Source organism: Enterobacter sp. GD03975, assembly GCF_029838645.1.
Classification (GTDB): domain Bacteria; phylum Pseudomonadota; class Gammaproteobacteria; order Enterobacterales; family Enterobacteriaceae; genus Enterobacter; species Enterobacter quasihormaechei.
The window spans coordinates 130,711-145,169 of the sequence record NZ_JAOBZC010000004.1 but is presented as its reverse complement, the minus strand read 5'-3'; the positions used below and the strand labels follow the sequence as shown (position 1 = coordinate 145,169).

General features: G+C 57.1%; 12 protein-coding genes. 7 read left to right on the top strand and 5 right to left on the bottom strand.

Translation table 11 applies throughout. From position 1 onward, the window contains the following. Positions 1-43 precede the first annotated feature (43 nt). Positions 44-1,234 (top strand): mannonate dehydratase, encoded by a 1,191-nt coding sequence (gene uxuA, locus N5C09_RS09370; protein WP_063868292.1) that lies wholly within the window; start codon positions 44-46, stop codon positions 1,232-1,234. Positions 1,235-1,350: 116 nt separating this feature from the next. Here uxuA and yeiP read toward each other — a convergent pair whose 3' ends face one another. Continuing rightward, the gene (yeiP, locus tag N5C09_RS09365) at positions 1,351-1,923 is read right to left on the bottom strand and encodes an elongation factor P-like protein YeiP (protein ID WP_014884579.1); all 573 of its coding nucleotides are present in this window, start codon (positions 1,921-1,923) and stop codon (positions 1,351-1,353) included. Positions 1,924-2,087: 164 nt separating this feature from the next. Here yeiP and N5C09_RS09360 point away from each other — a divergent pair, with 164 nt between their 5' ends. Further along, a complete protein-coding gene (locus N5C09_RS09360) occupies positions 2,088-2,342 on the top strand; it encodes a YkgJ family cysteine cluster protein (protein ID WP_063450332.1) in 255 nt (84 codons plus the stop codon). Here N5C09_RS09360 and setB read toward each other — a convergent pair. Further along, positions 2,339-3,520, bottom strand: coding sequence for a sugar efflux transporter SetB (gene setB, locus N5C09_RS09355; RefSeq protein ID WP_063450331.1), 1,182 nt, complete (start codon positions 3,518-3,520; stop codon positions 2,339-2,341). The two genes, N5C09_RS09360 and setB, sit on opposite strands and share 4 nt — an antisense overlap. Positions 3,521-3,878: 358 nt before the next feature. On the opposite strand from setB, the gene fruB reads away from it, so the two are divergent. From fruB to fruA, 3 genes are read left to right on the top strand one after another with little or no spacing between them, the layout of a single operon-like run. After that, positions 3,879-5,009 (top strand): fused PTS fructose transporter subunit IIA/HPr protein, encoded by a 1,131-nt coding sequence (gene fruB / locus N5C09_RS09350; protein WP_279748929.1) that lies wholly within the window; start codon positions 3,879-3,881, stop codon positions 5,007-5,009. Then, positions 5,009-5,947: a 1-phosphofructokinase gene (gene fruK / locus N5C09_RS09345; RefSeq protein ID WP_279748928.1), complete on the top strand. Its 939-nt coding sequence runs from the start codon at positions 5,009-5,011 to the stop codon at positions 5,945-5,947. The genes fruB and fruK overlap by 1 nt, the downstream gene beginning before the upstream one ends. Before the next feature lie 16 nt (positions 5,948-5,963). Beyond that, positions 5,964-7,649, top strand: a complete 1,686-nt coding sequence (fruA, locus tag N5C09_RS09340; RefSeq protein WP_279748927.1) for a PTS fructose transporter subunit IIBC — start codon at positions 5,964-5,966, stop codon at positions 7,647-7,649. Positions 7,650-7,722: 73 nt separating this feature from the next. Here the strand turns inward: fruA and nfo are convergent, their stop codons facing one another. Beyond that, on the bottom strand, positions 7,723-8,580 hold the full coding sequence (gene nfo / locus N5C09_RS09335; RefSeq protein WP_063868297.1) for a deoxyribonuclease IV: 858 nt from the start codon (positions 8,578-8,580) through the stop codon (positions 7,723-7,725). Positions 8,581-8,644: 64 nt separating this feature from the next. Continuing rightward, a complete protein-coding gene (locus tag N5C09_RS09330; RefSeq protein WP_063450326.1) occupies positions 8,645-9,691 on the bottom strand; it encodes a YeiH family protein in 1,047 nt (348 codons plus the stop codon). 97 nt (positions 9,692-9,788) lie between these two features. Here N5C09_RS09330 and yieE point away from each other — a divergent pair, with 97 nt between their 5' ends. Both yieE and N5C09_RS09320 read left to right on the top strand, forming a co-directional pair. Continuing rightward, on the top strand, positions 9,789-10,655 hold the full coding sequence (gene yieE / locus N5C09_RS09325; RefSeq protein WP_279748926.1) for a DNA-binding transcriptional regulator YeiE: 867 nt from the start codon (positions 9,789-9,791) through the stop codon (positions 10,653-10,655). Between the two features lie 180 nt (positions 10,656-10,835). Continuing rightward, complete coding sequence (locus N5C09_RS09320; RefSeq protein ID WP_063450324.1) at positions 10,836-12,305, top strand: amino acid permease; 1,470 nt, start codon at positions 10,836-10,838, stop codon at positions 12,303-12,305. A gap of 54 nt (positions 12,306-12,359) precedes the next feature. Here N5C09_RS09320 and N5C09_RS09315 read toward each other — a convergent pair whose 3' ends face one another. After that, positions 12,360-14,345, bottom strand: coding sequence for a ligand-gated channel protein (locus tag N5C09_RS09315; protein ID WP_047367964.1), 1,986 nt, complete (start codon positions 14,343-14,345; stop codon positions 12,360-12,362). Between the last annotated feature and the right edge of the window lie 114 nt (positions 14,346-14,459).

Below are 14,459 nucleotides of genomic sequence, written 5' to 3'. Positions count from 1 at the left end.
TGAGCTAACGTGTATTGGTATAACAACTTGAGAGGGTGGGGCAATGGAACAAACCTGGCGTTGGTACGGGCCGAACGATCCGGTTTCTCTTGATGATGTGCGTCAGGCTGGCGCAACGGGTGTGGTCACGGCGCTGCATCATATTCCGAACGGTCAGGTGTGGCCGGTTGAGGAAATTCAAAAGCGTCAGGCACAGCTGGCTGAGAAGGGGTTAACCTGGTCTGTCGTGGAAAGTATTCCGGTTCACGAAGACATTAAAACCCATTCCGGCGAGTGTGAAACCTGGATTGCGAATTATCAGCAGAGCATTCGTAACCTGGCGGCCTGCGGTATTGATACCGTCTGCTATAACTTTATGCCGATTCTGGACTGGACGCGTACCGACCTGGAATATGAAATGGCCGATGGTTCGAAAGCGCTGCGCTTCGATCAAATCGCGTTTGCGGCTTTCGAGCTGCACATTCTGAAGCGTCCAGGCGCGGAAGCCGACTATACCGCCGAAGAGCAGCAGCAGGCGCTGGCGTGGTTTAAAGCCGCCAGTGAAGCGGACGTAGACAAGCTGGTCCGCAATATCATCGCGGGCCTGCCGGGGGCGGAAGAAGGATACACTCTCGACCAGTTCCGCGCGCGCCTGGCGGAATACGGCGATATCGATAAAAACCAGCTACGTGAAAACATGGCGCATTTCCTGCGCGCTATCGTGCCGGTGGCCGAAGAAGCGGGCGTGCGCCTGGCGGTCCATCCGGACGATCCTCCGCGTCCTATCCTTGGCCTGCCGCGTATCGTGTCGACAATCGACGATATGCAGTGGCTGAAGGAGACGGTGGATAGCATCTACAACGGCTTTACCATGTGTACGGGCTCTTATGGCGTGCGTGCGGATAACGATCTGGTGCGGATGATCGAAACCTTCGGCGATCGCATTCACTTTACCCACCTGCGCGCAACCTGCCGGGAAGAGAACCCGAAAACCTTCCACGAAGCCGCGCATCTTGGCGGTGACGTGAATATGGTTGCGGTGGTAGATGCCATTCTGGCTGAAGAAGTACGGCGTAAACAGGCGGGCGATGTGCGTCCTATACCGTTCCGTCCGGATCACGGGCACCAGATGCTGGACGATCTGCGCAAGAAAACGAATCCGGGCTATTCGGCGATTGGTCGTCTGAAGGGCATGGCGGAAGTGCGCGGTATTGAGCTGGCGCTGAAAATGACCAAATATCCTGAGCTTCTGTAGACGGAATTGCCCGGTGGCGCTCCGCTTACCGGGCCTACGAAAAACCGGCGCTGAAGCCGGTTTTTGTGTATTTGTAGGCCGGGTAAGGCGAAGCCGCCACCCGGCAAACGCCACTATCAGTCAGCGCGACCCATATAGCGTTTTTCTTCGATATGGATGCGGATCTTCTCGCCCGCTGACAGGTATTCAGGCACCTGTACGACCAGACCGGTCGTCAGGGTAGCCGGTTTATTACGCGCGCTTGCAGACGCGCCTTTGATGCCCGGCGCCGTTTCCACGATTTCCAGATCAACGGTCTGCGGCAGCTCCAGCGCCAGCAGCACGCCATCCCAGGTCAGCACCTGCATGTCCGGCATTCCACCTTCAGGAATAAACAGCAGCTCTTCTTCGATCTGGTCTTTGGTGAAGATATACGGGGTGTAATCTTCTTTATCCATGAACACGTATTCGTTACCGTCGACATATGAGAAATCAACGTAGCGGCGGGTCAGGGTCACGGTATCCACGATATCGTCACCTTTGAAACGTTCTTCCACTTTCAGGCCGGTACGGACGTCGGCAAAACGCATTTTGTACAGCGTTGCTGCGCCACGGGCGCTTGGTGCCTGAATGTCGATATCTTTCACAATCAGCAGTTTGCCGTTGTAATTCAGTACCATACCTTTCTTAATTTCGTTCGCTCTTGGCATTGCAGTAATCCTGTATACGGGAGGTAAAAAATATCGCGCCAAATTACTCGCGCGCGGCCTTTCAGGCAAGCGGAATTCGTGGCTTTTGCTATCAATACATAAAAGGTGTTACTGTGCGCGCAATGCCCAACCACGCGGGCATTTGCCACCCACAGAGAGCATGTATGGATTGTCGTTCCGATTGTGGCGCGTGCTGTACCGCACCGTCCATTTCAAGTCCCATTCCAGGCATGCCGGACGGCAAGCCTGCCAATACCCGCTGCGTTCAGCTCTCGGAATCCAACCTGTGCATGATCTTTGGCTCGCCGTTACGCCCGAAAGTATGCTCCGGGCTACAGCCCACCGCCGAAATGTGCGGCAGTACGCGCCAGCAGGCCATTACTTATCTGCTTGAGCTGGAAGCGCTCACCGCGCCTTAAACGTCTTTTATGCGCGTCAGGCAGCTCAGCGTCAGGACGCACATCACCAGCGCAATCCAGAACACCGTGTGATAGTTCCAGATTTCAGCCACCACGCCCGCCAGTGAGCCTGCAATAATCCAGCCCACGCGGGTGGTATTCGTATAAAGGGTGGTGGCAGAGCCCGCCTGACCCGGCATCAGATCCTGGAAATAGAGCATGCCTATACCGGCCAGAATGCCAATGTAAATGGCGTTCAGCAGCTGTAAAGCAAGAAGCAGCGCTGGCGTATGGACCGTCAGCATACCGACATAAAACAGCAGCCCGGCAGCGGCGGCGATGCGCATCAAAAAGCGCTTGCCGAAGCGCTTCGCGTAATAGCCCGCAATCAGCATGGTTGGGATTTCAAGCCCTGCGGCGGTTCCCATCATGATCCCGGCCAGCTTCTCCGGCAGATGTAGCTCATCAATAATAAACAGCGGCATATTAATGATATAGAGGCTGTTCGTTCCCCACATCAGGGTACAGATAATGAATAACAGCAGCGCGTCGCGCCGGTTACGTCGCGGTGCCTCCAGCGTGCCGGTCGCCACTTTCGGCTCTTTACGCATGGAGGGCAGGAAGAACCAGACCATCGCGCCGCACACCACGAAGGCCACGGCTGCGCTCAGGTACATCACCGTAAAGCCAAAACCCATCGCCAGCGCGTAGGCGAGCGGGGGACCAATTACCCAGGCCAGCGACACCTGAGCACGCAGTATTGAGCTGAACATCACCGCTTCCCGCCCGGTGCGGTCCGCGTGCTCGCGGGCAAGGGCGAACATCTGCGGGTTGGCGGTAGAGCCGAAGCTGCTCAGGAAGACGCCCACAAACAGCAGAATGAAGTAGTTACGGTTCCAGGCAAACAGCAGACAGGCAAACACCCCGAGCAGGCAGCAAAAAACGATCAGGCTTTTGCGATCGCCTTTTCGGTCTGAACGACCGGCAAGAAACTGGCTGACGAAAATGCCAATGATGGCGCTCCCGGTAAAGAAGAAGCCGACCATCGCCGGACGGGCGTGAACTTCGTTGGTCAGAAACAGGCTCAGCGTAGGCGTTTGTAACGCACCGGCAATACCGGTGAGGAAAGCAACAATCAAAAACGCCGTTGACGTCAAATCAAAGGGCTTTGGTGAGGCGGCAGCGGGGGTGTTATGCATGTTCAGTCTTTGCGAGTGACAGAGAGAGGCGGAGTTTACGCCGCCCGTCATTAAATAAACAGAGGGTAAAGTCAAGATTGCTACAAAAAATCAAAATGGCATTTCACTTTCGCGCCGCCTCGCTGAAGCGTGCTGAACCTGTTTGCTGAGCATCAGCAAATTCCCCTGAACTGAAGAAGAAATGTGCTGCACTTCTAAATTCTGCAACAAGAAATGTAACTTTTCTTGCAACCTGTTGTAGAAAAGACAAGACTTCTTGAAACGTTTCAGCGCTATCTTGCACGTCGAGATGAAGCAGTTTAGCGCTTATTTTCTCAGTTAAGCTGAAACGATTCAATTTCAGCAGGAGAGGAGAATCATGTTCCAGTTATCTGTTCAGGATATCCACCCGGGCGAACAGGCCGGGAATAAAGAAGAGGCTATTCGCCAGGTTGCCGCTGCGCTCGTGCAGGCAGGCAACGTGGCTGACGGCTACGTCAACGGCATGCTGGCACGCGAGCAGCAGACGTCCACGTTCCTCGGTAACGGTATTGCTATCCCACACGGCACCACCGACACCCGCGATCAGGTGCTGAAAACCGGCGTGCAGGTCTTCCAGTTCCCGCAGGGCGTACTGTGGGGCGAGGGTCAGGTGGCTTACGTGGCGATCGGCATCGCGGCCAGCGGTGATGAACACCTGGGCCTGCTGCGTCAGCTGACGCACGTGCTGAGCGATGATGCCGTGGCGGAACAGATTAAATCTGCGACCACGGCTGAAGAGCTACGTGCTTTGCTGATGGGCGAAAAACAGAGCGAAGCGCTGAAGCTGGACAATGAAACCCTGACGCTAGACGTCGTGGCATCCGATCTGGTGACGCTCCAGGCGCTGAACGCGGCTCGTCTGAAAGAGGTGGGGGCGGCGGATACCGCTTTTGTGACGCGCACCATCAATGATAAGCCTTTAAACCTGGGGCAGGGCATCTGGCTGAACGACAGTGCTGAAGGCAACCTGCGTAGCGCTATCGCCGTCAGCCGGGCGGCTGTTGCTTTTGAGACAGACGGCGAGCGCGCCGCGATGCTGGTGACCGTCGCCATGGCTGACGACCAGCCGGTTGCCGTGCTGAAGCGTCTGAGCGATCTGCTACTGAACAATAAAGCTGAAAAACTGCTGAACGCCGACGCGGCGACAGTGCTGGCCCTGCTGACCAGCGACGATGCGCTGACGGACGACCTGCTGAGCGCAGAGTACGTGGTGCGTAACGAACACGGCCTGCATGCCCGTCCGGGCACCATGCTGGTGAATACCATCAAACAATTTGAAAGTGAGATCACCGTGACCAATCTGGACGGTTCGGGTAAACCTGCCAACGGGCGCAGCCTGATGAAAGTTGTCGCGCTGGGCGTGAAGAAAGGCCATCGTCTGCGTTTCACCGCGCAGGGTGCAGATGCTGAACAGGCGCTGAAGGCGATTGGCGATGCCATCGCGGCCGGTCTGGGGGAGGGCGCATAATGAGCAGACGTGTTGCAACCATTACGCTGAACCCGGCTTACGATCTGGTGGGCTTCTGCCCCGAAATTGAGCGTGGTGAAGTCAACCTGGTTCGGACTACCGGCCTGCATGCCGCAGGGAAAGGCATTAACGTGGCGAAAGTGCTGAAAGATCTCGGCATCGACGTCACCGTTGGCGGCTTCCTCGGCAAAGATAACCAGGACGGCTTTCAGCAGCTGTTCAGCGAGCTGGGCATCGCCAACCGTTTTCAGGTTGTGCAGGGCCGTACCCGCATCAACGTTAAGCTGACCGAGAAAGACGGTGTAGTGACCGATCTGAACTTCTCCGGCTTCGAAGTGACGCCGGCTGACTGGGAGCGCTTCGTTGCCGATTCCCTGAGCTGGCTGGGCCAGTTTGACATGGTGTGCGTCAGCGGCAGCCTGCCGTCCGGCGTTAGCCCGGAAGCGTTCACCGACTGGATGACGCGCCTGCGCAGCCAGTGCCCGTGCATTATTTTCGACAGCAGCCGCGACGCGCTGGTCGCCGGTCTCAAAGCCTCTCCGTGGCTGGTTAAGCCTAACCGCCGTGAACTGGAGATCTGGGCGGGCCGTAAGCTGCCAGAATTAAAAGATGTGATTGAAGCTGCCCATGCGTTGCGCGAGCAGGGTATTGCTCACGTGGTGATTTCGCTTGGCGCAGAAGGTGCCCTGTGGGTGAACGCCTCCGGGGAGTGGATTGCCAAACCGCCGTCAATGGAAGTGGTCAGCACCGTGGGTGCCGGGGATTCAATGGTTGGCGGCCTGATCTATGGCCTGCTGATGCGCGAATCCAGCGAACACACCTTACGTCTTGCTACCGCCGTGGCGGCCCTGGCCGTGAGCCAGAGCAATGTCGGCATTACCGATCGTACCCAGTTAGCCGCGATGATGGCGCGCGTTGACTTAAAACCTTTTAACTAACAGCAGGAGAGGAATAATGAAAACGCTGCTGATCATTGACTCCGGTCTCGGACAGGCTCGTGCCTACATGGCGAAGACCCTGCTGGGCGCGGCGGCACAAAAAGCGCACCTGGATATTATTGATAACCCGGGTGATGCCGAAATGGCGATTGTTCTGGGTGACAAAATCCCCGCTGACAGCGCCCTGAACGGCAAAAAGGTGTGGCTGGGTGATATTAATCGCGCGGTGGCTCACCCTGAACTGTTTCTGAGCGAAGCAAAAGGCCATGCGACGGTCTACAGCGCCCCCGTTGAGGCGGCGCCAGTTGCAGCCACTGGCCCGAAACGCATTGTCGCGGTAACGGCGTGCCCGACAGGCGTGGCTCATACCTTTATGGCGGCTGAAGCCATTGAAACCGAAGCGAAAAAACGCGGCTGGTGGGTGAAGGTTGAAACCCGCGGCTCCGTGGGCGCAGGCAATGCCATCACGCCGGAAGAGGTGGCAGAAGCCGATCTGGTGATTGTGGCGGCCGATATCGAAGTGGATCTGGCGAAGTTTGCCGGTAAGCCGATGTACCGCACCTCTACCGGCCTGGCGCTGAAGAAAACCGCGCAGGAGTTTGATAAAGCGCTGGCGGAAGCCAAACCTTATCAGGCAACCGGTGCGGCGAAAACGCCAGCCGAAGGCAAGAAAGAGTCTGCCGGTGCCTATCGTCACCTGTTAACGGGTGTGTCCTACATGCTGCCGATGGTGGTGGCGGGCGGCCTGTGCATTGCGCTCTCCTTCGCCTTTGGTATCGAGGCGTTTAAAGAGCCGGGCACGCTGGCGGCGGCATTGATGCAGATTGGCGGCGGCTCCGCGTTCGCGCTGATGGTGCCGGTGCTGGCGGGCTTTATGGCCTTCTCCATTGCTGACCGTCCGGGCCTGACCCCGGGTCTTATCGGCGGTATGCTGGCCGTGAGCACCGGTTCTGGCTTTATCGGCGGTATCATTGCCGGTTTCCTTGCGGGTTACGTGGCGAAGCTGATCAGCTCGAAGCTGAAGCTGCCGCAGAGTATGGAAGCGCTGAAACCTATCCTGATCATCCCGCTGATCTCAAGCCTGGTAGTGGGCCTGGCGATGATCTACCTGATTGGTAAACCGGTCGCGGGCATTCTGGAAGGCTTGACCCACTGGCTGCAAACCATGGGGACGGCGAACGCGGTTCTGCTGGGCGCTATCCTCGGCGGTATGATGTGTACCGACATGGGTGGTCCGGTAAACAAAGCGGCATATGCCTTTGGCGTTGGCCTGCTGAGTACCCAGACCTACGCGCCGATGGCGGCGATCATGGCAGCAGGTATGGTGCCACCGCTGGCGCTCGGCCTGGCGACACTCATTGCCCGTCGTAAGTTCGATAAAGCGCAGCAGGAAGGCGGCAAAGCGGCGCTGGTGCTGGGCCTGTGCTTCATCACCGAAGGCGCAATCCCGTTTGCGGCGCGCGATCCAATGCGCGTTCTGCCCTGCTGTATCGTGGGCGGCGCGGTCACTGGCGCTATCTCCATGGCGGTTGGCGCGAAGCTGATGGCACCGCACGGCGGTCTGTTCGTTCTGCTGATCCCTGGCGCGATTACTCCGGTGCTGGGTTATCTGCTGGCGATTGTCGCCGGTACGCTGGTGGCGGGTCTGTCTTACGCGGTGCTGAAGCGTCCGGAAGCGGAAGCGGTAGCAAAAGCAGCCTGAATGAGTGTCGGGTGGCGGCTTCGCCTTACCCGACCTACAAAAAAGCCGGGTCGCGTTAAGCGCCCGGCTTTTTTTATGCCGCCTGTTCAGCGGTCTGCTGTGCCTTCAGCCAGGCAATCTCTTCCGCCCAGATGTCCGGATTGATGGTTTCCAGCACCATCGGAATGCCGTCGAAGCGGGCGTCCTGCATGATGAAGCGGAACGCATCGTGGCCAATATTGCCTTCGCCCAGACTGTGGTGACGGTCAACGCGGCTGCCGAACCCGCTTTTCGCATCGTTTAAGTGCATACCGCGAAGATATTTGAAGCCAACAACGCGCTCGAACTCCTCGAAGGTAGTTTTCGTGGCCTCGGTGGTGCGCAGGTCATACCCGGCGGCAAACGCGTGGCAGGTATCAATGCACACGCCCACGCGGGATTTATCCTCCACGCCGTCGATGATCGCCGCCAGATGCTCAAACTTAAAGCCGAGGTTGCTGCCCTGACCGGCGGTATTCTCGATCACCGCCGTCACGCCCTGGGTTTTATCCAGCGTCATGTTGATGGATTCGGCAATGCGCGCCAGACAGGCGTCTTCGTCAATCTGCATCAGATGGCTACCGGGATGAAAGTTCAGCAGCGTCAGCCCCAGCTGTTCGCAGCGCTGCACTTCATCAAGGAACGCCTCGCGGGATTTATCCAGCGCTTCCTGCACCGGATGCCCAAGGTTAATCAGATAGCTGTCGTGGGGAAGGATTTGGCCCGGCCCGTAATGGTATTTTTCACAGGCGGCTTTGAAATCGTCAATCACCTCGGTGGTGAGGGGCGCTGCGCGCCACTGGCGCTGATTTTTGGTGAACAGGGCGAAAGCGGTCGCCTCGATTTCGGCGGCGCGAATGGCGGCATTCGCAAGGCCACCGGCAGCGCTAACGTGCGCTCCAACATATTTCATGAAAAGACTCCTGTTAACCCGAAACGCCTATGATAACGGGTTAACAGGAGAAGGACGAGATGGTTTATGCCATCAGGCTGTGCACGGCAAGGTTAATCGCGCCGCCGCCCACAATCAGCCAGATGAAGAGCACCAGCGCCATCAGCAGCGGTTTCGCACCGGCTTTTTTCAGCGCGCTGACGTGAGTGGTCACCCCCAGCGCCGCCATCGCCATTGCCAGCAGCACCGTATCGAGCGTCACCAGCATCTCCACCACCGCGTTTGGCAGCAGGTGGAAGGAGTTGAAGATAGCGACCACGATGAACAGGATCGCAAACCAGGGGATGGTGATTTTGCTTTTCTCGCTGCCGCCTGCCGGAGCCAGCTGCTTAACCCGCGCCGCGAGGAAAATCAGGAACGGGGCCAGCATCATCACGCGCAGCATTTTGGCGATGACCGCCGCGTTTTCCGCTTCCGGATTGATGGCGTGACCTGCCGCCACCACCTGCGCCACTTCGTGCATGGTTGAGCCAATATAGATGCCGTAGGTTTCCGGGCTAAACCAGTGCGCCACCAGCGGGTACATGGCCGGATAGAGGAAGATCGCCAGCGTACCGAAGATGACCACCGTTGCAACGGCGACCGTCACTTTACTGGCTTCGGCCTTAACGACCGGCTCCGTCGCCAGCACCGCGGCGGCGCCGCAGATGCTGCTGCCCGCGCCGATCAGCCAGCTGGTCTGTTTGTCCAGCCCAAAGATCTTCTGGCCGATGAAGCACGCCAGTAAAAAGGTGCTGGTAAGGGTCAGGACGTCAATGGCAATCCCGCTGACGCCCACGTCCGCAATCTGCGAAAAGGTGAGGCGGAAGCCGTAAAGGATAATCCCGAGACGTAATAGATGCTGCTTGGCGAAAATCACGCCGCCGTCGCAGGATTTCCAGAGGTGCGGATAAACGGTATTCCCCACCACCATGCCGAGCAGAATGGCCAGCGTTAAGGCGCTGAACCCTGCGCCGGCAACCGCCGGTATACTGCCGCCCCATAAGGCAACCCCGGTAACCACGGCGCTGAGCGCGAGACCCGGCACGAAGTGCCACACTGTACGATGATGTTGTAAGGTGATTTCTGACATAACCTTCTCCTTTGTCTGGCTAAAGGTTACGGCGCTCTGGCTTAAAAATAAAATTGATTATATATTTATAATCAATCTTTATAAGTGGTAAGCAACCATGCACATTACATTGCGTCAGCTGGAAGTTTTTGCCGAAGTGCTGAAAAGCGGCTCGACGACCCAGGCGTCACAAATGCTGGCGCTCTCGCAGTCCGCCGTCAGTGCGGCCTTGACCGATCTGGAAGGGCAGCTGGGCGTCCAGCTTTTCGACAGGGTAGGGAAGCGGCTGGTGGTGAACGAACATGGCCGACTGCTGTACCCGCGCGCGCTGGCGCTGCTGGAGCAGGCGACGGAGATCGAGCAGCTGTTCCGCGAGGACAACGGCGCTATTCGCGTTTTTGCCAGCAGCACGATCGGTAACTACATTCTGCCGGAAGTGATCGCCCGCTACCGCCGTGATTTTCCGACCCTGCCGCTGGAGATGAGCGTCGGCAACAGCCAGGACGTCATTAACGCGGTCATTGATTTCCGCGTGGACATCGGGCTTATCGAAGGGCCCTGCCACAACGTGGATATCATTGCGGAACCCTGGCTGGAGGATGAGCTGGTGGTATTCGCTTCCCCGGCCTCCTCTCTGTTACAGGGCGAGGTCACGCTGGAACGGCTGGCGCAGGCCCAGTGGATCCTGCGCGAGCATGGCTCCGGTACGCGTGAAATCGTCGATTATCTGCTGTTGTCCCATCTGCCGCAGTTCCAGCTGGGAATGGAGCTAGGTAACTCGGAGGCCATCAAGCACGCCGTGCGTCATGGTCTGGGCATCAGCTGTCTCTCCCGTCGGGTGATTGCCGAACAGCTGGAAACCGGCTCGCTGGTTGAGATCCCCGTTCCGCTGCCGAAGCTGGTGCGTACATTGTGGTGCATCCATCATCGTCAGAAACACCTTTCCAGTTCGCTCCAGCGCTTTCTGCGCTACTGCGCCATTTAACATTTCCCGGTGGCGCTTCGCTTACCGGGGCTATGTGCGCGTACCACCCCACATTTTTATGCTTTACTTATAATCCTGACCGAGTCATGAAGCTCTCTTATAACTGAGCATTTCTGCCGGAAGGAACGCGGATCGTCTGCTACAATCGCGCCTCATTTATTGAATGGACAGCATTTTCACATGGTTTCAGAAACTAAAACCACAGAAGCGCCCGCGCTACGTCGCGAACTCAAGGCGCGTCACCTGACGATGATCGCCATTGGCGGATCCATCGGTACAGGTCTTTTCGTTGCCTCTGGCGCAACGATTTCGGCAGCCGGCCCGGGTGGGGCACTATTCTCTTATATCCTGATTGGCCTGATGGTTTACTTCCTGATGACCAGCCTGGGCGAACTGGCGGCCTATATGCCGGTATCGGGGTCGTTTTCGACCTACGGACAAAAATACGTTGAGGAAGGCTTCGGCTTCGCGCTGGGCTGGAACTACTGGTACAACTGGGCGGTGACTATCGCCGTGGACCTCGTTGCCGCACAGCTGGTGATGACCTGGTGGTTCCCGGACACGCCTGGCTGGATCTGGAGCGCGCTGTTCCTGGCCGTTATCTTCCTGCTGAACTACATCTCCGTGCGCGGCTTTGGCGAAGCGGAATACTGGTTCTCTTTGATTAAAGTGGCAACCGTCATCATCTTTATCGTCGTCGGTGTGGCGATGATCGTTGGTATTTTCAAAGGGGCCGAACCGGCGGGCTGGAGTAATTGGACCATTGGCGACGCGCCGTTTGCCGGGGGCTTCTCGGCGATGATTGGCGTGGCGATGATTGTCGGCTTCTCCTTCCAGGGCACGGAGCTGATTGGTATTGCGGCCGGTGAATCCGAAAACCCGGAGAAGACCATTCCGCGCGCGGTGCGTCAGGTGTTCTGGCGTATTCTGCTGTTCTACGTGTTCGCGATCCTGATTATCAGCCTGATCATTCCGTATACCGATCCAAGCCTGCTGCGTAACGACGTGAAAGACATTAGCGTCAGCCCGTTCACCCTGGTCTTCCAGCACGCGGGCCTGCTCTCTGCGGCGGCGGTGATGAACGCGGTGATCCTGACGGCGGTACTGTCTGCGGGTAACTCCGGCATGTACGCCTCCACCCGTATGCTCTATACCCTGGCCTGCGACGGCAAAGCGCCGCGTATCTTCTCGAAACTGTCTCGCGGTGGCGTGCCGCGCAACGCGTTGTATGCGACCACGGTGATTGCGGGTCTGTGCTTCCTGACCTCCATGTTCGGCAACCAGACGGTGTACCTGTGGCTGCTTAACACTTCCGGTATGACGGGCTTTATCGCCTGGCTGGGCATTGCCATCAGCCACTACCGTTTCCGTCGCGGCTACGTCATGCAGGGTCATGACCTGAACAACCTGCCGTACCGTTCAGGGTTCTTCCCGCTGGGGCCGATTTTCGCCTTCGTTCTGTGCCTGATCATTACTCTGGGTCAGAACTATGAGGCCTTCCTTGCGGACACCATTGACTGGGGCGCCGTTACGGCCACCTACATTGGTATCCCGCTGTTCCTGCTCATCTGGTTTGGCTACAAGCTGACGAAAGGAACACGCTTCGTTCGCTACAGTGAAATGGATTTCCCTGAACGATTTAAGCAATAACCGCACTTCCTCTCTTTAAGCCCGCTCAACCGAGCGGGCTTTTTTATGGGCAGATCAGAAGCTGTAGGTCATGCCAACCGTATAGCGACGCCCGTCCAGCACGGTGTCATACGTGTCGTAGTCAATCTGCTTATCAAGCACGTTATACACACCGGCGGTAACCAACAGGTTTTTGTTCGCGTTGTAGCGCAGACCAACATCAACCTGAGTGTAGGACGGCGTGCCCTGTGACATTGACGTGCGGCTCAGGTACTCAGACGTTTTACCGCGAAGGTTCAGACGGCTCCAGAAACCGACGTCGGGCGTCGCCTGCCAGTCCAGGGTGGTGTTAAACATGTGCTTAGGCATCTTGTTCAGCGGCTTGCCTGAGAACTGACCGCTCTTCTGCTCGGATTCGGTATAGGTATAGTTTGCGGTCCAGTTTACATCGCGCGAGATTTTCCACCCGAAGGAGGACTCCACGCCGCGCATGTTGGCTTTATCCACGTTGACGCGGTCGCTCACGAAATCATAGCTGTGATCGCCAATCGTACAGGCGGGATCGGCGCTGCTGTTACAGCGGCGAACTTCCGTAATCTTGTCCTTGAAGTCGGTATTGAACAGCGTCACACCGGCATTCAGGTTATCGTTGTTATCCCAGAGCAGGGCGAGCTCTTCGCTCAGGCTCTTCTCTGGTTTCAGATCCGGGTTGCCGACGATGATACCGTCAAGACGGCCACCACCCGTTACCTGGCCCCAGCTGGCAGACGACTGACGCAGATCCGGCGCACGATAGCCAGCCGAAACCCCGCCCTTCAACGTCCAGTGATCGGCCAGGTGCCATACGCCGTAACCGCGCGGCGTCCAGTTCGTCCCGTAGTTTTGGTCTTTGTCCATACGCAGGCCGCCGGTCAACGTAAAGCTTTCCGTCATTGACCATTCATCTTCGGCAAACAGGGCCCAGCTCCAGCGCGTCAGTTTGTTCAGACCGTCCGCCGCTTCCAGCTGATTGCCCTTGTCGCGCAGTTTCTCATACCGATACTGTCCGCCGAGGGTCAATGTATGATCGCCGAGGAAAATCTGGTTCTGGTTGTTGAAGGTGGTGTTATACGAGCGCATTTTGCGACCTGGATTATTGGTCTCTTCCTGCTGGATATAGCTGGTGGTATTGAAGTCGTCGTAATACCCGCTGTGGGTTAAGGAGTAGGTCGTGTGCTCATAGCGCGAGTCGCTTTTGGTATTTGGCTTACAGGTCGTTCCCCGGCAGGTTTCAGCCGCTTTCGACATCCCTGGCGTGCTGTTTCTGTCCTGAAGCTCGCGAGCAAAATCAAGATCGAAATCGTTCTTCTCATCCGGGGTGAAGTTCAGGGTTATGCCACCGTTACGCATTTTCTGCTCGTTATACCCGTTCACGATTTTATCTTCGGCGCGGCGTGACAACAGCCCCGTCACTTTTGCGCCAAGCAGCCCGTCAATCAGAGGACCAGAAGCGTAGGCGTTGGTCTGGAAGATATCGCCGGAATCATGGTTTTCCTGGAAGGTTGCATCGCCGTGCAACGAACCGGTCCAGGCTTTGGTGTTCGAGACTTTTTTGGTAATGACGTTAATTACGCCCCCCATCGCATCGGAGCCGTAAAGTGAGGACATCGGGCCGCGGATAACCTCAATGCGCTCAATGGACTCCAGCGGCGGCAGCCAGCCTTGTTCAATACCCGAGTTGTCGCTGTTGGGGCGGGTGCTTCGCGTACTGACGCGTTTGCCGTTCACGAGGAACAAGGTGTACTGAGATGCCATGCCGCGAATGCTGATATCACTGCTACTCCCGCCGCCGGTGACGACAACGCCCGGGACGTCTCTCAGGGCATCGGTAACATCACGGTAGGCTTTATCTTCAATCTGCTGTTTCGAAATAACAGAGATGGAGGCGGGGGCATTCTGGATCTTTTGTTCAAAACCCGTCGCGGTGACGACAACGGTGTCCTGATCGGCTGCGTGAACGAGAGGGGTGAATGTGGCAGCGCCAACGGCGACGGCCAGGAGCTTAATGCGGGGTATTGTCATTTGTACATTCCGTATAAAAATGAATAAAACTCCATCGGGATAACCCTGAGAACTGTATGTTTTTGTCTTTTAAGAACTCTTTAAGATGGAGAAGAGCCTGGAATTGTACAAAAG